This window comes from Eximiradius sp. (assembly GCA_937127445.1).
In the GTDB taxonomy this organism is placed as follows: Bacteria; Bacteroidota; Ignavibacteria; order Kapaibacteriales; family UBA2268; genus JAKIZO01.
Window position 1 is genome coordinate 155,415 of the sequence record CAKZLY010000015.1, and the last position, 21,505, is coordinate 176,919.

The 21,505-nt window shown below is 33.7% G+C and carries 17 protein-coding genes, 3 tRNA genes and 1 other RNA gene; 12 read left to right on the top strand and 9 right to left on the bottom strand.

What is annotated here, in order from left to right:
* Positions 1–11: 11 nt before the first annotated feature.
* Positions 12–1,544 carry a glutamine-hydrolyzing GMP synthase gene (gene guaA / locus AC6QZF_RS04850; RefSeq protein ID WP_499798752.1) on the bottom strand — a complete coding sequence of 511 codons (1,533 nt, stop codon included), beginning with the start codon at positions 1,542–1,544 and terminating at the stop codon, positions 12–14.
* A gap of 155 nt (positions 1,545–1,699) precedes the next feature.
* Here guaA and AC6QZF_RS04855 point away from each other — a divergent pair.
* A tRNA-Gly gene (locus AC6QZF_RS04855) sits at positions 1,700–1,772 on the top strand.
* Between the two features lie 78 nt (positions 1,773–1,850).
* Here the strand turns inward: AC6QZF_RS04855 and AC6QZF_RS04860 are convergent.
* Positions 1,851–2,996 carry a hybrid sensor histidine kinase/response regulator gene (locus tag AC6QZF_RS04860; RefSeq protein ID WP_499798753.1) on the bottom strand — a complete coding sequence of 382 codons (1,146 nt, stop codon included), beginning with the start codon at positions 2,994–2,996 and terminating at the stop codon, positions 1,851–1,853.
* Positions 2,997–3,329: 333 nt separating this feature from the next.
* Here AC6QZF_RS04860 and AC6QZF_RS04865 point away from each other — a divergent pair, with 333 nt between their 5' ends.
* Positions 3,330–4,415 (top strand): PorV/PorQ family protein, encoded by a 1,086-nt coding sequence (locus tag AC6QZF_RS04865; protein WP_499798754.1) that lies wholly within the window; start codon positions 3,330–3,332, stop codon positions 4,413–4,415.
* Here the strand turns inward: AC6QZF_RS04865 and AC6QZF_RS04870 are convergent.
* A complete protein-coding gene (locus tag AC6QZF_RS04870; RefSeq protein WP_499798755.1) occupies positions 4,412–5,296 on the bottom strand; it encodes a hypothetical protein in 885 nt (294 codons plus the stop codon). The two genes, AC6QZF_RS04865 and AC6QZF_RS04870, sit on opposite strands and share 4 nt — an antisense overlap.
* 72 nt (positions 5,297–5,368) lie before the next feature.
* On the opposite strand from AC6QZF_RS04870, the gene nth reads away from it, so the two are divergent.
* From nth to tsaE, 6 genes are all read left to right on the top strand, one after another.
* Positions 5,369–6,010 (top strand): endonuclease III, encoded by a 642-nt coding sequence (gene nth / locus AC6QZF_RS04875; protein ID WP_499798756.1) that lies wholly within the window; start codon positions 5,369–5,371, stop codon positions 6,008–6,010.
* A gap of 39 nt (positions 6,011–6,049) precedes the next feature.
* Positions 6,050–7,087 (top strand): cytochrome c biogenesis protein, encoded by a 1,038-nt coding sequence (locus AC6QZF_RS04880; protein WP_499798757.1) that lies wholly within the window; start codon positions 6,050–6,052, stop codon positions 7,085–7,087.
* A 1-nt stretch (position 7,088) separates the two neighbouring features.
* The gene (locus tag AC6QZF_RS04885; protein ID WP_499798758.1) at positions 7,089–7,247 is read left to right on the top strand and encodes a CcmD family protein; all 159 of its coding nucleotides are present in this window, start codon (positions 7,089–7,091) and stop codon (positions 7,245–7,247) included.
* Between the two features lie 2 nt (positions 7,248–7,249).
* On the top strand, positions 7,250–8,578 hold the full coding sequence (locus AC6QZF_RS04890; protein WP_499798759.1) for a PAS domain-containing protein: 1,329 nt from the start codon (positions 7,250–7,252) through the stop codon (positions 8,576–8,578).
* A 137-nt stretch (positions 8,579–8,715) separates the two neighbouring features.
* Positions 8,716–10,293 (top strand): T9SS response regulator signal transducer PorX, encoded by a 1,578-nt coding sequence (porX, locus tag AC6QZF_RS04895; protein ID WP_499798760.1) that lies wholly within the window; start codon positions 8,716–8,718, stop codon positions 10,291–10,293.
* A 39-nt stretch (positions 10,294–10,332) separates the two neighbouring features.
* The gene (tsaE, locus tag AC6QZF_RS04900) at positions 10,333–10,782 is read left to right on the top strand and encodes a tRNA (adenosine(37)-N6)-threonylcarbamoyltransferase complex ATPase subunit type 1 TsaE (RefSeq protein ID WP_499798761.1); all 450 of its coding nucleotides are present in this window, start codon (positions 10,333–10,335) and stop codon (positions 10,780–10,782) included.
* 57 nt (positions 10,783–10,839) lie between these two features.
* Here tsaE and aspS read toward each other — a convergent pair whose 3' ends face one another.
* On the bottom strand, positions 10,840–12,609 hold the full coding sequence (gene aspS, locus AC6QZF_RS04905; RefSeq protein WP_499798762.1) for an aspartate--tRNA ligase: 1,770 nt from the start codon (positions 12,607–12,609) through the stop codon (positions 10,840–10,842).
* 117 nt (positions 12,610–12,726) lie between these two features.
* Here aspS and ffs point away from each other — a divergent pair.
* Both ffs and AC6QZF_RS04915 read left to right on the top strand, forming a co-directional pair.
* Positions 12,727–12,825, top strand: an RNA gene (gene ffs / locus AC6QZF_RS04910) — signal recognition particle sRNA small type.
* A 146-nt stretch (positions 12,826–12,971) separates the two neighbouring features.
* Entirely contained in the window at positions 12,972–14,216 is a 1,245-nt protein-coding gene (locus tag AC6QZF_RS04915) for a hypothetical protein (protein WP_499798763.1), read from the top strand.
* Between the two features lie 51 nt (positions 14,217–14,267).
* Here the strand turns inward: AC6QZF_RS04915 and AC6QZF_RS04920 are convergent, their stop codons facing one another.
* The 4 genes from AC6QZF_RS04920 to tilS are packed head-to-tail and all read right to left on the bottom strand — an operon-like array spanning position 14,268 to position 18,444.
* Positions 14,268–15,413 carry an amino acid kinase family protein gene (locus AC6QZF_RS04920; RefSeq protein ID WP_499798764.1) on the bottom strand — a complete coding sequence of 382 codons (1,146 nt, stop codon included), beginning with the start codon at positions 15,411–15,413 and terminating at the stop codon, positions 14,268–14,270.
* Complete coding sequence (gene truA / locus AC6QZF_RS04925) at positions 15,400–16,185, bottom strand: tRNA pseudouridine(38-40) synthase TruA (protein WP_499798765.1); 786 nt, start codon at positions 16,183–16,185, stop codon at positions 15,400–15,402. Before truA ends, AC6QZF_RS04920 begins: the two co-directional genes overlap by 14 nt.
* The gene (gene hpt / locus AC6QZF_RS04930; RefSeq protein WP_499798766.1) at positions 16,185–16,733 is read right to left on the bottom strand and encodes a hypoxanthine phosphoribosyltransferase; all 549 of its coding nucleotides are present in this window, start codon (positions 16,731–16,733) and stop codon (positions 16,185–16,187) included. Before hpt ends, truA begins: the two co-directional genes overlap by 1 nt.
* A gap of 7 nt (positions 16,734–16,740) precedes the next feature.
* Positions 16,741–18,444, bottom strand: a complete 1,704-nt coding sequence (tilS, locus tag AC6QZF_RS04935) for a tRNA lysidine(34) synthetase TilS (protein WP_499798767.1) — start codon at positions 18,442–18,444, stop codon at positions 16,741–16,743.
* Positions 18,445–18,598: 154 nt separating this feature from the next.
* Here tilS and AC6QZF_RS04940 point away from each other — a divergent pair.
* Together AC6QZF_RS04940 and AC6QZF_RS04945 are read left to right on the top strand one after the other, a co-directional pair.
* Positions 18,599–18,688: transfer RNA gene (locus tag AC6QZF_RS04940), tRNA-Ser, on the top strand.
* A 5-nt stretch (positions 18,689–18,693) separates the two neighbouring features.
* A tRNA-Leu gene (locus tag AC6QZF_RS04945) sits at positions 18,694–18,777 on the top strand.
* Between the two features lie 59 nt (positions 18,778–18,836).
* Here the strand turns inward: AC6QZF_RS04945 and AC6QZF_RS04950 are convergent.
* A complete protein-coding gene (locus tag AC6QZF_RS04950) occupies positions 18,837–21,491 on the bottom strand; it encodes a T9SS type A sorting domain-containing protein (protein ID WP_499798768.1) in 2,655 nt (884 codons plus the stop codon).
* Positions 21,492–21,505: the final 14 nt, after the last annotated feature.

The window sequence follows — 21,505 nt, forward strand, 5'->3', positions numbered from 1 at the left end:
TTCCTTTTAAATTATTCCCATTCGATAGTTCCGGGTGGTTTGCTTGTTATATCATAAACAACGCGATTTATGCCCCGAATTTCATTAATTATTCTATTGCTAATTTTTGCCAATACATCATAATGGAACTGGAACCAATCAGCAGTCATACCATCGACAGATGTAACTGCACGTAATGCACAGACGTTTTCATAGGTTCTTTCGTCGCCCATCACACCAACACTTTGAACTGGCAACAAAACAGCAAAAGCTTGCCAAATTTTATCGTATAATCCAGCTTCGGTAATTTCTTGAATGTATATATCATCTGCTTTTTGCAATATTTCAATACGTTCTTGGGTTATCTCACCGATAATTCTAATTGCAAGTCCGGGTCCAGGGAAAGGATGGCGACGAATAAACCACTCGGGAACACCAAGTTGGCGACCAACAGCACGAACCTCGTCTTTGAACAATTCTCGAAACGGCTCGATTAATTTAAGTCCCATTTTTTCAGGTAAGCCGCCAACGTTATGGTGCGATTTGATTACTGCCGAGGGTCCTTTGACACTAACAGATTCAATCACATCGGGATAGAGAGTTCCTTGGGCAAGCCATTTTGCGTTATTAAACTTTTTTGCTTCAATTTCGAAAAGTTCAATAAAAGTATTGCCTATTGTTTTTCTTTTTTGTTCGGGGTCGGTAACACCTTTCAAACGAGCAAGGAAAATATCGCTTGCATTGACTAAATCAATTGAAATATTGAAATTATCATTAAACAATTTCATTAATTTTTCACTTTCCTGAAGTCTCATCAAGCCGGTATCTATATGGATGCAATGTAGTTTATTTCCGATTGCCTTGCTAAGCAGCACAGCGAGCACAGTTGAATCGACACCACCCGAAAGGGCACAAATAATTTCGCTTGTTCCGACTTCCTCTTGAATTTTCTTAATGGCACTATCAACAAAAGAGTGCATATCCCAAACTTCTTTGCAAAGACAAATTTTTCGGACAAAGTTTTCAAGAATCTTTATTCCTTCGAGCGAATGATGCACTTCGGGATGGAACTGAACCCCGTATATTTTTTTATCTTGATTGCGAATAGCTGCAATTGGGGCATTTTCAGTATGAGCAATAATTTCAAAACCGTCAGGAATTTTAGTAAGAGAATCACCGTGGCTCATCCAGACTTGTGAATTTTTCGATACATCTTGAAAAATCAAATCAGATTTATCAATAATGAGGTTTGCTCTCCCATATTCACGTTTTGCAGCTTTGTTGACTTCGCCACCTAACTGATAAGCAATAAGTTGCAAACCATAGCAAATACCCAATATAGGCACATCCAAGGAAAAAACATCAAATTTTGGAATAGGTGCGTTTTCAGAATAAACACTCGAAGGGCCACCTGATAGGATAATGCCATTGGGGACAATGGACGTAATAGTATCGATATCTATTGAAAATGGATGAATTTCAGCATAAACATTTAATTCTCTAATTTTACGTGCGATAATTTGAGTATATTGAGAACCAAAATCTAAAATTACAATTTTTTCCATAATAACCTAAGAATGAGAAATAAAAAAGCAAAAATAATAAAAGTGGAATAAATAAAAAATTAATAAAAAAATCGAGGAATGGTGATTTTTTTCTTGCATAGTTAAAAAAAAGAATTTATTTTTGCATTCACCAAACGGTTGTTCTTTGGTATAAAGCGAAAGTAGCTCAGTTGGTAGAGCACAACCTTGCCAAGGTTGGGGTCGCGAGTTCGAGTCTCGTCTTTCGCTCGACGAACAAAGTTCGTCTCTTCCTCTTTATGCTGCGTGCCTTGCTGTCACAATCCCCCCGATAGCAGGGCTTTTTTATTATGTGCTATTTTGAGTTGGCTTCGGAAGCTTAACATAAAATGTGGTACCCTTATTAAGTTCAGTTTCGAAATATAAAGCACCATTTTGTTTTTCAGCAAGTTCTTTGCATAGGACAAGTCCGAGACCAGTGCCGGGTTCGTTTTGGGTTCCGGGAGTAGTATATTTAGATTCGATGCGAAATACTTTATCTTTGGCTTCGTCTGGGAGTCCAACACCAAAATCTTTAACATAAATTTCGACGCTATCGCCTAAGTCGCGAGCACCAAGGATAATTTTGCTGTTTGCATAGGAAAACTTAATTGCGTTGGAAACTAAGTTCCGGATTATGGTGTTTGCTTGATAATTATCTGCCCAGATGAACAATTTATCTTGCACTTCTTTTACAAGCTCGATGTTTTTGTTGTCGGCGTTGTCTTTGAAAAGACTTGATACTCTATCGAAAATGTCATTTACATCTATGATAGTTGGATTGTACTGCAAGCCTCCAATTTGCGAGCGGGACCATTCGAGCAAATTTTCAAGAAATTCGAATAATTTTTTAGCTGCAGAATTCATACTATTAGCAATTTGCTGTATATCATCGCGTTCTAATGAATCGTAGGCATCAACTAAAAGTTCGGATAGACCAATGAAACCTGTAAAAGGACCCCGCAAGTCGTGAGCAATAATAGAAAAGAACTTATCACGTTGTGCAATTGCTTGTTTAAGTTCAGATTGTGCTTTTTCGAGTTCCTTACTATAACGAACAACATTGTCGTGCGAACATTTTAAATCCAAATGAGTTTTTACTCTACTTAGTAACTCAACAATATTGAAAGGTTTTGTAATATAATCAACGGCACCCAGTCGAAATCCTAACACAATATCTTCGGTCTCGATCCTGCCGGTAATAAAAATAATTGGAATATTTTTGGTTATAGAATTATTTTTAAGTTTTTTACAGACTTCAAATCCATTGATATCCGGTAGATTGATATCCAACAGAATTAAATCTGGGTTCTGAATTTGAGCAATTTCAATAGTTTGTTTGCCAGTAGATGCAAATAAAACAGTATAGCCTTCTTTATATAGGGCTGTACTTAATATTTGCAAGTTTTTGGGATTGTCATCAACCACAAGAATTAGAAATTCATTATTTATCATAATAAGCTCGATAGATTGTGATGCATAATTGGGAATGATTTTAAATTTGTTGACGCAAGAAATATATAGAAATTGAAAATAATTAATAAACAAACTGTTAATTTATGATAATTTTTTTAAAATATTACAGTGGGCAATTAGTTTGAGAATAGACTAATTTAACTATACCATAAACGATATAACTATAAACATAATTAAGCAAATAAGTAAAAACGTAAAACATATCTAATATTAAAATCAACAAATAGATAATAAAATATGGTGGCATAATAATTGAGGTGATTAATTACAAATTATTTGTAGGCTTGAAACATACATATTATCGAGCAAAAAATGAAAAAGGAAGAAAATACATTGTGCAATATTAGCCAAATCAGTAAAAAAAACTGGCTGCTAATGATATTGTTGATTGCAATAAATTATCTCCCGCTGTATTCGGTGCAAACGTCTGGCGGCTATTCACAATCGTGGTTATCAAGAAATGTTGGAGGCAGAGGACTTGCTATGGGTGGAGCATTTACAGCAATTGCAAACGACCCTTTTGCAATATACTATAATCCCGCAGGAGTGGGATTTTTCTCGCCAACACCAATCGTTGCATCATCTGCTTCGAATTTAGGCTTCGATAGGACAAATGTAACGCTTGCTTATGCTCAGAAAGTTACCGACAATGTGGGAATTGGATTTGGTGTGAATAGCCAATATGCGGGTTCATTTACTCAAAGGGATATTCGAGGCAATCCGTATAAGCAACTTTCTTCGTATCAATATAATATTGGTGCTTATAGTGCGTACAGTATGGAGTTTGCAAGCATTGGATTTGGATTGAAGTATTTAATAGACAATCTAACCGGAGTACCGACCGAAGCAACAGGTATAGCGCTTGATGTAGGTGCAAAATTTAACGTATTTGATTTGTTTTCATTTGGTTTAGCGGTTCAGAATATTGGCGGAACCATGCTATGGAACACACAAAACTATAGCACGGAAAACATTCCATACACGATTAGAGCTGGTATTGGGCTTGAATTTGGATTTAACGAGCAAATCTATACAATGCGTTCAACCACTGATGGTGAAGAGGAAACCGTATATATACCGCCAACAAGATATTTGATTTTATCAATGGATGCAGTTTATAATCAATATGATTTGACGCCAACATTTATTGTTGGAACAGAGATGGTACTACACGAATTGATTGGGATACGTGGTGGAATTTCTGTTTATGGTAATAAATATGGCAAACCGCAGTTCTTCCCAAATACGTATTGGGGAACTGGTATTTCATTAAGACCGAAGTTAGGCGAGCTATTTCCGAATATTCCTTTCAAATCACACATTGATTATACAGTTGGGAAAGAAATAAATGCAGAAAGCGGATTACTGCATAACATTTCATTAGTATTTGAATTTTAATATAAATTAAGAAATTTTCGGGTAATCAAATCACTGGTTGAATAATCGTAAATTGAAAAAATTAGGAATCCTTTTGGCAGAATACTTTTGGGTATTTCGCAAAGCGAACTTGCTTCTGAGCTATAAATCAAGATACCTTGCAAATTATAAACACTGATTGTGCCTCTGATAAGGTTAATGACAAATCTATCATTCATTTCTTGAATTGACAGTTTAGTGTCAGTTTGGTCAATAATTGATGAATAATCAGGATATAGGACAGCAACAGCATCTAAATCAAATCCGGAGACTAAAAAAGATGGTTGATAATATGGATGAGTTTCGTTTATTGAGACAATCAAAGATGCATCTTTGATTTTAATATGAGTTATATAATCCAGCCCAACATTGTTTAAATCAAAGCCATCACCGCCACAATTTGGATAGTCGAATGATGATATTTGACCATTGGTAGGTGTTTTCCCTGCCATACCTTCGAGCGTCCATTCGTTATAAGGAAAAGTAATGAAATTCACACCATCTTGGCTGACAGAAACAATAGCTGGTTCAGCAAAGATTTTATCATCTATAAGTCTTTGAAAAGCATTTTCAAAAATAATAAAATCAACCCCTTCCCCATTTCGTATTACTCCATTTTTTATACCTACTATTATTTCACCGCCAATACCTATGGAGCAAAGTTCTTCGGGACGCGACTCAGGAATAGTCCAGGATGCGACACAAGATGGAGTCCCGAAAATATTTTTTGGGAAATATTCAGATGATTGTCCAGCGTTCTGCCCTGTTCCAGGAATAAACGAATATACAGTATCTATAAAAGTTCCGCAATGTAGAAATGAATTGCTTAGTAAAAACACCAAAATAAATAAAAATCTTTTCATATTTTTTTCACCAATTCGTTAATACAAATTTATTGAGAACATTAATTTTAACAAAGCAATATTAAACCTCTTATGAATGATAAACAGAGAATGGTTAAAATATTAGATATTTTATCAAAAGAATATCCTGATGTCAAAATACAGTTGCATTTTTCTAATCCGTTTGAATTATTAATTGCAACGATACTATCAGCACAATGCACAGATGAGAGAGTAAACAAAGTTACACCATCACTTTTCAAGAAATATAAAGGACCCGAGGATTATGTAAATACTCCGATTGAAGTGTTAGAGAAAGAGATTTTCTCGACTGGATATTATAAAGCAAAAGCAAAGTATATAAAAGAAATGAGTAAAATGCTACTGGGACAATACAACGGAGAAGTACCCACACAATTGGAAGAATTAATAAAATTACCAGGTGTGGGACGTAAAACCGCTAATGTGGTACTTGGACATTGCTATAACGTTCCGGCGATTGTTGTCGACACACACGTAATTAAGCTAAGCAATAGATTAGGATTTGTTTCAACAAAAAACGCTGAATTTATTGAAAGAAAACTTACGGAATTAATACCAAAAAAGAAATGGGTAATATTTACTCATTATTTTATTAGCCACGGACGAAAGGTATGCACAGCAAGAAATCCAAAATGCAATGAGTGTGTGATTTCGCAATACTGTAAATATTATTTGGAAAATATTAAGAATTAAGATAAATTAATTTTGTTTTATTACTCATTCTGTCTTGTTATGAAACTATTAGTAATATTAAGTGGATTTAGTTTAGCAATCGTGATTGGATTTTACAAAGGTCTAAAACAAGAGAAACCTGTAATTTGGAAATTAGGAGCCATGTTCTTGCTACTTTTAGGTGCGTTTTTGACTTTATATCCGCGTGTAGCTGCATCAATATCGGAAATTGACGAAATTGCACCATATATAAATAAGATGCCCATTCCAGCTGAAATTTTCATCAAAGACCATACTGTTTATGAGCAAGACAGCAGAAAGTTTTTGGAGATTTATGGGACTAAAAATTATGTAGATAAACCTCACAGACTACTTCTTGATGAAAATGACATGGAAATTTTGAAAAAATCAAATCATTGGGTAATAAAAGTTCAGGTTATCGAAGAGAACGAATTTTTATTGCGGGAAATAGTCCAGTCAAGTCCGTGGATTAGTTATCCATTTATATTATCGCTGGATGATAGAATAAAAATACTCAACTTTCACGTACCAATGGCTTGGATAGCTGTATTGGCATATTTTATTTCAATGCATTTTGCTGTGAAGTATTTGAGAGGAAAAGATATAAGTGATGATGTAATGGCTGCAACATCAGCTTCGTTAGGGACGCTTTTTGCTATTCTTGCAACAGTCACAGGTTCAATATGGGCAAAATTCAACTGGGGAAGTTTCTGGAATTGGGACCCAAGAGAAACATCAATTTTTATACTATTGTTAATATATTTCGCATATTTTGCATTGCGTGGAAGCATTGAACGAGAAGATATTCGGGCAAAAGCTTCGGCTGTATATTCAATAATAGCATTTATTACAGTACCATTCCTTGTTTTTGTATTGCCAAGAATAACTTCGGGGCTACATCCTGGTTCGCAAGGCGGTGGGATGAGTGGTCCAATTTTAAGCGCACAGAAAGGGATGCTTGATTCATCATTAATGTTTTCTTTTTCATTGTGTGTAATTGGCTTTACTTTGTTTTTCTTCTGGATGCTAAATGTAAATTATAGAGCAAACATATTAAAGAAAAGAGTGGAGGATTAAAATGGAACAATTTTTTCACGATAATTCGATATTTATTGTATTAACTATCGTTCTAATTATTATTTTCGGAATAGGTATGTATATGTTTTCGATAGATAGAAAGCTTACAAAAATTGAAAAAAATTGTAAAGAATATGTTGAGCAAAATATTAACGAGTAACAATGCAGCACGACCGAGAACAAAAATATAAAGATGAAATTGCTGAACTTAAGAGAAAAGTTTTGATTTTAGAAGATAAATGCAATGAGGTATTGCAAAATGCCGAAATGGCAATTGTTGAGACACGTGCCGATATGAGAATAATTAATGCAGAAGGTGCAATTGATCTAATATTTGAAGAAGCGATTGACGATTTTGAACGCGGCGAAAACCTATTAAAAGTAATATACAAAATAACGCATAATATTAAAGCAACAAGCAAAGAGCTTCCTAATAGTACTGAACAAGGAGACTCAATTGAAGAATTGATTAACAAATTTGTCGAAGGAACACTTGAAGAAAAAGTAATACGAATTGTCGGCGAAAAGGAAAGCGGTGAATTATTTTTATTAACTTGGAAAATAAAGCGATTAGGCAAGAACTTTAAATCATTTTTTAAGATAATTCCTACAAATCAAATAATTAAATCCGCACAGGATAAGCATATTGAAGAAATCAATGAAATGAAAAAAGTGGTACGGGACACACTTAATATTATCGAGGAAGGCGTTTTTATTCTGAATATGAAAAATGAAATTGAGTTTATGAATAATTCTGCAAAGAGATTTTTTTTCAGTAATAATATTAATTTGCTAAAAACTGCGCCAATCGAAGGGAGATTATACAATGAAATATTCATAAATGAAAGCGTTGACGAAATCAAGCATAGAATTGAGCAAAATGCAAGATGCATTTCCTCGAAAAAGCCTATCAAATACGCTGTTAAAAACAATGATCAGCAATTTGAATTTACTATTTTCCCACATTTTAACCACAAGAAAGAAGTTATCGGAACAATCACAATAATCAAAGACGATATTCCTATTTTTTCAGCAAATTCGCCAAAAGATGAAATTGAGAAGCTCTCAAAGGCTCTGAAATATTACTCCAAAATTGCAAAACAGTCCGAAGCAAGACTTTTAGAACTTGAAAACAACCAAAAATGGCTAATGAATAAAAACACTGAATACCAAATGTTGATTAGGTCATTAAATACATTTTTAGATCATATTCCGGCGCCTATTGCAATCTTATCACTTCCTGCAAGGAAATATGAATATGTGAATAATAGCTTTGTGCAAAAGTTCAGCATTTCTAAAGAACAAATAAAAGGAAAAACTGACGAAGATATTTTTAGTAAGGAAGATGTTGACGTTTTTGACACTAAAACAATTGAGACAATAGAAACAAAGGAAATTGTCAAGATATCTACTCCTAATTTTTATGCTAAACAAGTTGTATTAGTTAATTCCAGTAATAAACCAATAAATATTATTAGAATGTTTCTGTAGAATCTGTTTCATATAATTTGAAAAAGATTTAATACTACAAATTAATTTTATCATAAACTCGTCATTGAAAAACAAATAAGGGAGTTTTATGAAGCAATTCAAAACCACTGTTCTATTATTTTAAGGAAAAAATTAAGATGAAAAAAGGAAAAATTTTGTGGATCGACGATGAAATCGAATTGCTTAAGCCACACATAATTTTACTTAATCAGCGTGGTTTCGAAACAGAAACAGCCACAAACGGCGAAGATGCGATAGAGATGGTTCACCGAACTCATTACGACTTGATTTTTTTAGATGAAATGATGGTTGGCATAAGTGGTCTTGAAACTCTATCCCGTATAAAAGAAATCGACTCTACAACACCAATTGTAATGGTTACGAAAAACGAAGCAGAAAGTGTGATGGAAGAAGCCATTGGTAAGAAGATAGACGATTATCTTACAAAACCTGTAAATCCGACACAAATATTACTTGCCTGCAAAAAATTTATTGAAGGTGAGCGCATTGAAAAGGAAAAATTCACACAAGACTATCTTTCGGGGTTCGCCCAATTATCGATTAAGATGTTAGAACCACTTAACTGGGGGGATTGGCGAGACATATATATTCAGCTGGTGAATTGGTCAATAGAACTCGACCGACATAACGAAGAGGGATTAATTCAAACTTTACAAGACAAATGGCGTGAGTGCAATACTGAATTTTCAAAATTTGTGGAAAATAACTATATAGATTGGATTAATCATCCCGATGACAAACGAAATGATGATTATCCGGTATTATCCCCACACGTATCGGATTATTATGTACTGCCACATCTACGTGAAGGCAAAAAAGTATTTTATTTCGTAATTGATTGTATGAGATTAGACCAATGGTTGATGATGAAAGAACTTCTTCAACCATATTATACATTCAAAATAAATTATTATTCCTCTATTCTTCCGACAGCCACACCTTATGCTCGAAATTCAATATTCGCGGGGCTATATCCTATTGATATAAAGAAATACTTTCCACAGTGGTGGAATGTTGATTCGAATACAGAAGACCACAAGCAAAATGCCTACGAAAGGGAATTGCTCGAAACCTGGTTAGAAAGAAGACGAATAAAAACTAATGGAAAAGTTGGATTTATTAAGATTTTCGATACAGATTTTGGGCGGAAAATCGAACGAGAAATTAATGATTACGTCGATAATGCAATCACAGCAGTTGTTATCAATGCAGTGGATATGATTGCCCATAGCCGTTCTGATTACGCAATTTTGAAAGAGATTGCGCCCGACGAAGCCGCATATAGAAGTTTGACAAGTTCGTGGTTTAGGCATTCCAGTTTGTTCGGGATACTAAAATCATTATCAGAAAGAAAAGACATTAAAATAATAATAACTACTGACCACGGTTCGATACGTTGTATGCGAGGAGTGAAGGTATTGGGAGATAGAGACACATCTACAAACCTACGCTATAAATTTGGAAAGAATGTCAAAGCCGATAAGCGACATGCTATGCAAATACCTGATCTAACTAAATATAAAATACCATCATTAGGAATTTCTGTAAACAACATTATTGCTAAAGAGGATTACTACTTTGTTTATCCAACGGATTATCATCAATATTTGAATAGATACAAAGACAGCTTGCAGCACGGCGGTATTTCGCTTGAAGAAATGATAGTTCCAATAATTGAGCTCGAACAAAGATAACTTGTTTGCAATTTTATACATAATTTGTATATTTGAAGAATGGAAACACAAACATATACAACAAAGAGCGAAGACGAAACAATTGAGCTTGGCAAAAAGTTCGCAGAGAACTTGAAAAAAGGTGACGTTGTGCTTTTTTATGGTGATATTGGAGTTGGGAAAACTGAGTTTATTAAGGGAATTTGCAAGTATTTCAATGTGGAAGAAATTGTTACAAGTCCGACTTTCACAATAATTAATCAATATAATGGGACGAAAGATGGCGAGAGTATTGCTATTTTTCATATTGACCTATACAGAGTGAAAGACAAGAAGGAATTACTGGAAATTGGATTTGAAGAATGTTTATATTCAGCTGACTCAATAAAACTTGTCGAATGGTCAGAAAATTCTTTTGAAATTGTTAAGTTCGTTAATTATAGAATTGTTATTAAAGCTGATTTTGAAAATGTGAATGAGAGATTAATTGAGATCACATCAGAAAATTAATTTATTGATTTTATTATAAAAAAGGGGTTGCCTAAATTAGACAGCCCCTTTTTTGATTTATAATTTCAGCGAAATACCTAATTCATCGAGCTGAGATTGGTCAACTTCTGATGGAGCACCATCCATAAGAGAAAGCCCCGTGGTTGTTTTAGGGAAGGCAATAACATCGCGAATATTATCCGTCCCTGTTAAAATCATAACTAATCTATCTAATCCTAATGCTATTCCGCCGTGTGGAGGTGCGCCAAATTTCAAGGCTTTAAGCAAAAATCCAAATTTATTTTCGGCAGATTTTTCGTCCAATCCAATTAGTTCGAACATTTTTTTCTGTATTTCCCCATCGTGAATACGAATACTACCTCCACCAACTTCGGAACCATTGATAACTAAATCATAAGCTTTTGCTCTCACTTTATCCGGTGAAACATCTAAAAGTGGAATATCTTCGTCCATTGGAGAAGTAAAAGGATGGTGCATCGCTACGTAACGGTTAGTTTCTTCATCAAATTCAAAGAGGGGGAAATCAACGACCCAATGGAAGCTGAATTTATTTTTCACAGCGCCCAAAACTCCAGTTCTACGAGCAATTTCCAAACGCAAAGCACCCAAAATTGTCAATGCTTTATATTTTTTATCTGAAGAAATCAGAACCAAGTCTCCATTTTCTGCTTCAAGTACAGATTTGATAGAGTTCATTTCATTTTCGGATAAAAATTTGGCGATTGGTGAGTTGATTTCACCATTTTGCATAAATTTAATATATGCAAGACCTTTTGCACCGTATTTTTTAGCAAATTCAGTAATTTCATCAATTTGTTTTCGAGAAAAATCTGAGCAGTTTTTTGCATTAATTGCAAAAATTTTGCCACCGCTTTGGAGAGTGTCAGTAAATACTTTAAACTTTGAATTTGCAACAATATCAGATAAATCTTTTATTTCTATGTCGAAACGTAGGTCTGGCTTGTCGCTACCGAAGCGTGTCATAGCTTCTTCGTAGCTCATTTTTGTAAAAGACGTTGGGATTTCGATATTTAGTATTTCTTTCCAAACGCGAGCGATATATTTTTCGATAAGATTGAGGACATCATCTCTATCAACGAAGGACATTTCAACGTCGATCTGAGTAAATTCGGGTTGGCGATCTGAGCGAAGGTCTTCATCACGGAAGCATTTAACAATTTGCATATATCTATCGAAGCCAGAAACCATCAAAATTTGTTTGTAAATTTGAGGAGATTGAGGCAAAGCATAGAATTTGCCTTTGTTTATTCGGCTGGGAACAAGAAAGTCCCGAGCACCTTCGGGAGTAGATTTCATCAAAATGGGAGTTTCCATTTCGATAAAATCATTTTCGAAAAAATAATTATGAGTAATATGATATAATTTATTTCGAACAATAAAATAGTTCTGCATAATCGGGCGGCGCAAGTCAAGATAACGATAGCGAAGTTTAATTTCCTCATTAGTGCCGATATTATTTTTAATTTCAAAAGGAGGTACTTCTGATTTATTAATTATGCCGAAATCATTTGCAAGAATTTCGAACAAGCCAGTTGGGATATTATGATTGGGATTCTCGCGCTCTCTGACAACGCCTTTAAGCCAGATAACATATTCCGAACGAAGTTCTTTTGCACGTTCGGCAAGTTCCGTATTATTTTCTGGTTCGATTACTGCCTGAACTAAACCGTATCTATCGCGAACATCGAAAAATATCATTCCTCCCATATTTCTAACAGTATCGACCCAACCGTTAATTATCACTTCATTATTCAGATAAGAGCTTGAAATTTCTCCACATTTGATATTTCTTTTGCGCCAATTCATATTTACACCAAGTAATTTTATAAAGATTGTTAAATTAAGTAAATTTCAAGTTATTTCAAAAAATTTTGTATTTATCAAATATTTTGTTAATTTTGTAGTCCTTAAAGAAATATTTCGGGTCAAGCCCCTAACAGCTAAGAGTTGCCAAACCCCGCCAGGTTCGGAAGGAAGCAACGGTAGGCAAAATCTTAGAGTGTTCAGGTAAGCTTGGCCTTAATTTTTTATTTCTAGTTTCAATTACACAATTCAATACAATTCAATAAAATTAACTTTGGATTAATTTTTTCTCATAAAATAATAAATATTAGATTAATCCTTTATTATATTTATGTAATTGATTTTTCAAACAAAAAGGAGCTCTTATGAAAGTTTCTAAAATTTTAATTGCAACAATTGCAGCTGTATTAATTGCGAACTTAGGTTTGTTTGCCCAAAGTGATGCTTTTAGCATTAAGTTTTCAGGATTTGTTAAAACCGATGCATTTTATAACACGCGGAGTATGGTTTCAATTAGAGAGGATCACATTACTTTATGGCCTAGCAATAAGAATCCAGACAAGAATAATGAAGATCTAAACGAAATTGGTAACTTTCACATACTTTCGATTCAAACACGATTAGGAGCTAAGATTGATGGGCCGGGGATATTCGGTGGAAAAACATCTGGATATGTTGAAACTGAGTTTTTAGGTACAACTGATGCTGACATAAATTCATTAAGACTGCGCCATGCTTATGTCGATTTGATTTTCGATAATACGACAATACGTGCAGGGCAATTCTGGCATCCTTTATTTGCAACTGAGAATTTCCCAGATGTGTTAAATTTCAATACTGGTATTCCTTTAATTCCATTTAATCGTTCTCCTCAAATTAGGTTAACTCATAAATTTGATCAATTGAGTGTTTTTGCTGCTATTAACACTCAGCGTGACTTTACAATCGATGGTCCGGATGGATATTCGAATAAATATGTGAGAAATTCGGGAATTCCAGAAGCAAGTTTCGGTATTAATTATTCCACACCTGAATTTTACGCAGGAGTTGCTGCATCTACTAAAACATTTCGTCCTTTTACATATTATTCAGTAGGAACAGACAAATATAAAAACGAAGACAAAGCAACAACGTTTTCTGCTACTGGGAATATAAAAGTTAAAATTGATAAATTCCAAATTAAAGCACAAGGCAATTATTTCCAGAACAATCCTGACTTTCTGACAGTTGGAGGATATGGAATAAAATCAATTGATAACATAAATCATAAATATGAATTTACTCCAATTTCATCAGTAGCAGGCTGGATGGAACTAATGTACAAAGACGAGTGGGAATTTGGTATTGTTGGTGGTTATTTGCAAAATTTAGGTGCTGCTGATGATATTGCTCAATCGGGAAGTGTTTACGGTCGTGGTCTTGACATTGAAAAAATCATCAAAGTATTCCCAAGAATTGCTTATAATTATAATAAATCAAAGATCGGTTTTGAAACTGAATGGACTTCTGCTTATTATGGGAAAAAGATTTCTCCATTGAATAAAAAAGTTGAAGATGCTGAGGCTGTTAATAGTTTAAGATTTTTGTTAGCCTTTTACTTGTTCTTTTAGTTAGTATTTATGAGAATAGTGGAGAGTGTCAAATCATTTGGCACTCTCTTTTTATTTACTAACAACTATTTCGTGAAATAGTTGCAATAATTTAGGAGTCAATTGCTGACTGAAGAAGAGAACCAAGAAGTTATCCTCGCTGGAATAATTCATTGCAAATGATAAGTTACACGAATTAAGAAAATTTATGATATTCGTCAATAGAGTATTATTCACGTTCGCTACAGCAATATAAGATATTGGCTTTGTACAATTGAGCAAAAGTGAATAAATATCTTTATCAATCATTTCGTTATAACAAACAATTGGAATGCTAACGTCAGCAACAGTGGGAGAAATCAAAGTCGTCCGAATATTATTTAGCGAAGTATATTTTAACAAGATATCTTTATTTTCAATACCCTCTATCATTTGACGATGGATTAATTTAAGACCAAATTTCGAAAGTAGTTTAGCCGTTCTGCTGCTAATTCTTTCAATGGGAATTGTTTTTTTGATCAGTTTGGGGTCAGCAGAGTAAATACAATCAACGTCAGAAATAATAGTAATAGAATTAGCATCGAATACAGAAGCCAAAAGTGCAGCAGTTAAATTTGAGCTTTCGTAACCCATAGTTGTGATTTCACCATTAAGTGTCGAACCGTAAAATCCAGCAATTAGATAAATTTTATCTTGTATTGCAAGATTTTCTAATCTTTTTTTTGTTTTTTCAATAATTGGACTTGCTGACCCAAAATTATTATCGGTAATGATATAATCATCTGCGTCAATCAAAGAAACAGGGAAATTGTTGTTGGTTAAGTAATGATACACAATAATGGAACTTAATATTTCACCTTTTGCTAAAATTTTATCTACAATTTTATTATTGAGTTCTCTTGTTATAGAAATACCTTTGATAAGATTTTGAATTTCGATAAATGCATTATTTAATTGGATATTAACATCATTTTCTGCAACAAATAAGTTCCTGAGAATTGATAGATGCAATTCTTTTATTGCGTTAATTATTTCGATAGCACTTTCATAATTATTTTCGAAAGCTAAATATGCAGCTTTTTGCAAAAGTCGGGTTGTTTTTCCAATGGCTGAAATAACAATAAAAGTAGGTTTCGAGAATTCTTCGAGAAATTTCTTGAATTTATCGTAATTAGCAAAATCACTCAGAAGAATACCGCCAATTTTAATGATGTTCATAATTCATTAACTGCTTGTTATTGAAAAATATTTCGTTTGGATAATAAATTTTATTAAGATATAAGCCAGAAGCAGGTGCAAGAGCCGAAATATTATTTCTGGATAAATTATTTAGTGCTTCGACAATAATTTCCTTTGATTTATATCCACGAGCGTAGTCAATCATAGTTCCAATAATTGTGCGAACCATACCATAAATAAATCTGTTTGCTTTAATAGTGAAAAAATAATGATAATTATCGATTTTTTCCCAAAAAGACTTTTCAACATTACAAATATATGATTTTGTATCAGGATTATTTTTTGAAAAGGAAGTAAAATTGAATGAACCAACAAAAATGGCAGAAATTTCGAAAAGCTTATCAATATCAATTTTGAATGGGATGAAATGGCAGAAATTTCTCTCAAAAACAGAAAATTTAGTGGAAATTTTATAGATATATTCACGAGCAATTGCAGAATAGCGGGCATTAAAATCATCAGGGACATAATTTGCGTTTAATATTCTAATATCTGGATAAAGCAAAGAGTTAATTGCTTTTGGAATTTTTTTAATTGGGATAGGATTATTCTCTACCTTGAAATTAGCAACTTGACCATATGAATGAACTCCCGCATCGGTTCTTCCAGCGGAAACAACTGATACTTTTGTTTTATAGATATTTTGCAAAGCTTTTTCTATCGCTTCTTGAATTGAAATAGCATTTGGCTGGAATTGCCATCCAGCATAGTTTGTCCCATCATACTCTATTAGTAAAGCAATATTCGGCATTATTCTTTAAGGACATAAACAGCAGAGAGGTTCCTTCCAAGTTCGGCATAGTCCAGCCCGTAGCCTACAACAAAATCAGGAGGAATTTCAATTCCAACGTAATCAATTTCAACAGGATTGCTAATCATAGAAGGTTTCATAAGAAAAGTAGCAACACGAATAGAATTTGGCTTGTATAGTTCAAGTTCTCTTCTTAATTGAAAAATAGTAAGCCCCGTATCAACAATGTCTTCGACAATAATCACATCTTTTCCAGAAATATTTCCAGTCATCTGAGAAATAAGCACACTACCACCTGAAACCATACCTGATCCATAGCTTTTTGCTCTGATAGTTTCAATTTCACAGTCAATTTGAATTTTTTTAAGCAAATCAACAGCAAAAATAATAGCACCTTTCAAAGTTACAATAAAAACAGGTTTTTTATCTTTATAATCATGATTGATTTGTTTAGCAATTTTGTCAATTGCATCCTGGATTTGTTCAGGATAAATAAGAATTTTGAATTTTTTATCATTCAAAATCACTTCATTTTTTAGTTCTAACATATCAAACTCACAATTTAATTAGTTCAATTTTTAAAAATCGCTTAGTGCCTTCAGTAATCTTATATTTATCGTTAATTCTTTTACCAATAATCCAAATTATATCATTTTTAGAACACAAAACTAAAACTTTTGAACGCTCTAAAAAAGAAATTTTTTGATTAGTAAGGAAATCGGAAATTTTCATTGTCCCTTGCATTCCCAAAGGCTGGAAACTATCGCCTTCTTTCCAGTTTCTAACATAAAGAAGCGAAGGTACTAAATCAAAATCTAAGTATTCTTCGTTTGGAGAGTTTGAAAGCTTCACCTGTCGTTTATTTACTTCCTGTAAATTTATTTTGTAACCATTAATAGTATGAGTTCCGATTTTGCTAATAATTAAATTAACATCTTTTTTTTCGAAATTTTTGAAGAAAACTAGATAATTTCTATCTTTTGCAACAGTAATAGATTTAGTTATTTCGAAAAATGCACCAGTTTCGGAATCGATCAAGTCAAGTATTCTATCAATCTTAGCAAGCGTGGGTGGAGTAAGGCGGAAATACTTTAAGAAAGCAGTTTGTATCATTTCGCCCTGAACAAACTTATCGAAAGTTGAGAAAATAGGGATATTTATGTAGAAGCTATCAGGTGAGACATTTTCGATAACATCGGATAAATGTTTTTTTACGTAACTATGAATAATTTTATCAGCAGATTGTATCAATTTAGTCGTTCGATTAATAACATCAACAATCGAAGGATTGAAATCATTTTCTAATTTAGGGATTAAGTCTAGTCTCACTTTATTTCGAGTATATTCAAGCAAAGAGTTTGAGCTATCTTCACGCCATTTTATGTTTCTAATATTTGCATATTCGATAAGTTGGCTTTTTTTGAAATCAATTAAAGGTCTGATTAAGAGAACATCTTTGATAAATTGCCTGCGGAATGGAATACCGCAAAGTCCTGTGAGCCCGGAACCTCTGAAAAGATTGATAAAAAAGGTCTCAACGGAATCATTGGCAGTATGAGCGGTTGCAACGAAATCAGCATTAAAATTACGAGAAACTCTTTCGAAGAAATTGTATCGAAGGATGCGAGCAGCAGTTTCAATGCTAATACTGTTTTTTTCAGCGTATTTTTTTACTTTGCCACTTGCACAATAAAAAGGGAGACCATATTCTTTAGCTTCGTTTTTGACAAATTCTAAGTCTTTATTTGAATCAGCACCACGCAAATTATGATTGAAATGTGCAACAGCAAGTTTGAATTGATATTTCTCAGCAAGTATAGCCATCACATCCAGAAGCGTCATTGAATCGACACCTCCGCTTACAGCCAGAACAATTTTTGAAGTACCGTCAATCAGCATATCATTGATTAGGAAGTGCTCAATTTTTTGGACAAATTTTAGAAAAATTGGATTATTTTTTGGGTTGTTCGATAAAGATTTGCTTTTAGGTAATCGAAAAACTGTAATAGCATCAATTTTGTTTTTTTTGATAGATTTAGAGATATTTTTTGATTTGTCATTGATTTTTGCAGGTTTATCTAGTAATTTTGACAGCGTTTCTTTTCTATTTACATATTTTAATTTTTTCTCAAATTTCTTTTCAGTTTTTTCTGATAAATCAGAAGTAATTGGAGGTTCATTATTCTCTTCTAAAACCGGGTTTTCAGCTAAAAGAGCTAATAATTCTTCATCTGATAATATTTTCTTTTTTTTAGCCATTAGTTATTTTTTAAAAATAATAAATGCAAAAATAAAGATTTTTACTGTAAATATTAAATAAATCTGATAATTAATAATGAGAGGTATTCTAAAAGTTTATCGATAATAAATTTTTTGGCAAAAAGACAAAATATCACTAATTTTGTAGCTTATAGGTGAGGTGCGAGAGTGGTTGAATCGGGCGGTCTCGAAAACCGTTGTACCCGCAAGGGTACCGTGGGTTCGAATCCCACCCTCACCGCCAAAGTAGCCCGGATGGCGAAATTGGCAGACGCGCTACATTCAGGGTGTAGTGAGAGTAATCTCGTGCAGGTTCAAGTCCTGTTCCGGGCACAAGTAAAATAAAAATGGACTGATAAATTTTATCAGCCCATTTTTTGTATTGACTACTGCTATCTGGCTATTGTAAGATAACCGGATAGAATTTCTCCATCAATAATTATTTGCCACAAATATAATCCATTAGGAAGACCGCTAACATCAAATTTGATAGAGTTGTTACCTGATTGAACAAAGTATTGATTTTTCGTTAATACCTTTACACCGTTAAAATTGTAAATAGATGCATTAGCGATTGCAGATTTCGGGAAATCAAATGAAAAATGAACCTGGTTGTTTGCAGGATTTGGATAAATATTCATATTATACTTGTTAATAAACATTTCTGATACAGATGTCAAATCCATAGTTGTAAAATTATACGGTTCAGACCAATTACCTTCTCCAGCTTCATTCCATGCTTTAACTTTCCAATAGTATTTTGTCCTTGGTGATAAGTTATAGAGATTTAAATAGGTAAGGTATACATCTGGTTCATTAACAAAAAGGTTTTGAAATTCTGCATCAGTAGCAACCTGAACTCTATATCCCTCGGCACGCTGAACAGGCAGCCAGCTAATTCTCAAACCTAAAGGTTGATTAATAGCACCATTAGCTGGAATTGTTAAATCAGGAGACGTAGTTGGAGGAACATTAATTGTTCTAAAAGCAAAAGGAACAGACCAATCCGAAGGACCACCTTGATTTATGGCTCTAACTCTAAATAGATATACGGTATAGTTTTCTAAATTATTTAGAATATATGTTGTATCAATTAAATTGGTGACATTAACAACAAGTTGTTGAGTGAAATCAGGAAGTTTAGTAACTTGAAGCTGATAAGTTTGGGCTCTAAAAGCAGAATGCCAAACAAGTTTCAATCCATTGATTGGATGTTTAGTAGACTCGTTTGCCGGCGAAATGATCACAGGAGCTTCTGGTAAGAAATACCCAGTTGTAAAAGTGAATACAGACGACCAGTCGCTTGCACCTTCTTCGTTGACAGCCCTTACTCGCCAATAATAGATTGTATTTTCATTCAAAGTTTGGACAAGTCGCAATTCATTAGTTGGGATATTAGTGCGAGTAATTGCAGTAGAAAAGTTGCTTTTAGTATCGAGCATAAATTCATAGTTGCTGGCACCTGAAATAGGTTTCCAAGTAAAAGTTGGGGTATGATTTACATTTGAAGCGTTATTCTCAGGTGTTTGCAGAACAGGCGCAGGAAGTTTTGTTCTAAATACAAATGGTTTTGACCAATTGCTTGTGCAACCATTTAGCTCAGTACGAACTCGCCAGTAGTAATATTTGAAATGTTCTGTATGATAAACAGTGAAAGTTCTTTCTGTTAAGTTATTAACATCAACTATTAAATTCGAAAAATCTGCTTTATCAGAAACCTGCAGGCGATACTTTGCACCTACACCTTTATTTTTCCAAACATAGTGAACAGTAAGCGGATAACCACCTTTTTTATCTACTGGATATTCGTAATCCGGTGGCATCAAATTTGTAGTAAAAGTATATGGAGCAGACCAATAGCCGTTATTCCTGTTGTCTATTGCACGCACTCGCCAATGGTAAACAGATAGTTCTCTATCAAATGGAAATGCAATAAGTGTGTCAGTAATACCTGTTTTAAAATGCAAAGTATCAGAAAAATCCATTTTGCTTGATACGAGAACCTCGTATGAAGAAGCACCGTTAATTTTGTTCCATATCAATGGTTGTTCGAAATCAACACAAGTTGAATTATTCTCAGGAGAAAGTAAAGTAGGAGCTGAGTAAGGAGTCTTGAAACTATTCCAATTAGAGAATTCTGTAAAGCAATTCAAACTATCATTTACTATATGAGCTCGAACACGCCAATAATAATTCTTATTATAGGCGAAATTTGCTAAATTGATATTGACTGATGTATCGCTAACGGTTGTTTCATATAATATTGAATCGGACTGAATAAAATCGGTAACCTGAATATGATATAAATTTGCACCAGGAACACTTGCCCAAACAAAATTCACATTAAATTGACCAGCATTTGGTAAAATGTCAACACCAGAGGCAGCATTTGCAGGTTTTAATAAAACCATTGGAGCAGGAACAGTTCTGAAAGTTTTAGACGCGGACCAATAGCCATCGCAATCACCGTATAAGGCACGCACACGCCACCAATACCGGGTATTTGGAAGTAGATTAGTAATAAATTTAGTTGTATCAATGGATATTGTATCGTATGTTACAGTTGGTCCTACAAAGGTTGGTACGCGTGAAATCTGCAAAACATATTTTACAGCATAAGGAGCAGAATTCCAAACAAACTTTGTAGATTTTGTTACACAATATGAACTATCAATAGGAAACAAAGTCGTTGCTGGACGCGCGAGAGTTGTGAAATTCCAAATTTCAGAAACCAAAGTTGTATCACCAGCAGTTCGCCAAGCAGCAACCTGCCAATAGTATTTGGTTGAGTAGTTTAAGTTTTCAACATCTTCGTACAAAATTGTAATACTATCTTTCAAATAGACAACATTGGTTAAATTAGTATCTGTTGCAACAACAAGACGATAGAAATTAAATCCAGGAGCAGCATTCCAAGCAAGATGAATGTTTGGAGGAGCACATTTAACATTGTTAGGTGGAGAGAATAATCCAAAGTTTTGAGCATTTGCAAAGGTAGAAATAAATAAAAATGCAGCTAAAACAGCAAACAACTTGTTTTTTTTCATAATTAGATCCTTTT

What these genes read in the sequence shown, in the direction of transcription:
- guaA (WP_499798752.1), bottom strand. Translation starts at nt 1,544, where the DNA reads ATGGAAAAAATTGTAATTTTAGATTTTGGTTCTCAATATACTCAAATT.
- AC6QZF_RS04860 (WP_499798753.1), bottom strand. Translation starts at nt 2,996, where the DNA reads ATGATAAATAATGAATTTCTAATTCTTGTGGTTGATGACAATCCCAAA.
- AC6QZF_RS04865 (WP_499798754.1), top strand. Translation starts at nt 3,330, where the DNA reads ATGAAAAAGGAAGAAAATACATTGTGCAATATTAGCCAAATCAGTAAA.
- AC6QZF_RS04870 (WP_499798755.1), bottom strand. Translation starts at nt 5,296, where the DNA reads ATGAAAAGATTTTTATTTATTTTGGTGTTTTTACTAAGCAATTCATTT.
- nth (WP_499798756.1), top strand. Translation starts at nt 5,369, where the DNA reads ATGAATGATAAACAGAGAATGGTTAAAATATTAGATATTTTATCAAAA.
- AC6QZF_RS04880 (WP_499798757.1), top strand. Translation starts at nt 6,050, where the DNA reads ATGAAACTATTAGTAATATTAAGTGGATTTAGTTTAGCAATCGTGATT.
- AC6QZF_RS04885 (WP_499798758.1), top strand. Translation starts at nt 7,089, where the DNA reads ATGGAACAATTTTTTCACGATAATTCGATATTTATTGTATTAACTATC.
- AC6QZF_RS04890 (WP_499798759.1), top strand. Translation starts at nt 7,250, where the DNA reads ATGCAGCACGACCGAGAACAAAAATATAAAGATGAAATTGCTGAACTT.
- porX (WP_499798760.1), top strand. Translation starts at nt 8,716, where the DNA reads ATGAAAAAAGGAAAAATTTTGTGGATCGACGATGAAATCGAATTGCTT.
- tsaE (WP_499798761.1), top strand. Translation starts at nt 10,333, where the DNA reads ATGGAAACACAAACATATACAACAAAGAGCGAAGACGAAACAATTGAG.
- aspS (WP_499798762.1), bottom strand. Translation starts at nt 12,609, where the DNA reads ATGAATTGGCGCAAAAGAAATATCAAATGTGGAGAAATTTCAAGCTCT.
- AC6QZF_RS04915 (WP_499798763.1), top strand. Translation starts at nt 12,972, where the DNA reads ATGAAAGTTTCTAAAATTTTAATTGCAACAATTGCAGCTGTATTAATT.
- AC6QZF_RS04920 (WP_499798764.1), bottom strand. Translation starts at nt 15,413, where the DNA reads ATGAACATCATTAAAATTGGCGGTATTCTTCTGAGTGATTTTGCTAAT.
- truA (WP_499798765.1), bottom strand. Translation starts at nt 16,185, where the DNA reads ATGCCGAATATTGCTTTACTAATAGAGTATGATGGGACAAACTATGCT.
- hpt (WP_499798766.1), bottom strand. Translation starts at nt 16,733, where the DNA reads ATGTTAGAACTAAAAAATGAAGTGATTTTGAATGATAAAAAATTCAAA.
- tilS (WP_499798767.1), bottom strand. Translation starts at nt 18,444, where the DNA reads ATGGCTAAAAAAAAGAAAATATTATCAGATGAAGAATTATTAGCTCTT.
- AC6QZF_RS04950 (WP_499798768.1), bottom strand. Translation starts at nt 21,491, where the DNA reads ATGAAAAAAAACAAGTTGTTTGCTGTTTTAGCTGCATTTTTATTTATT.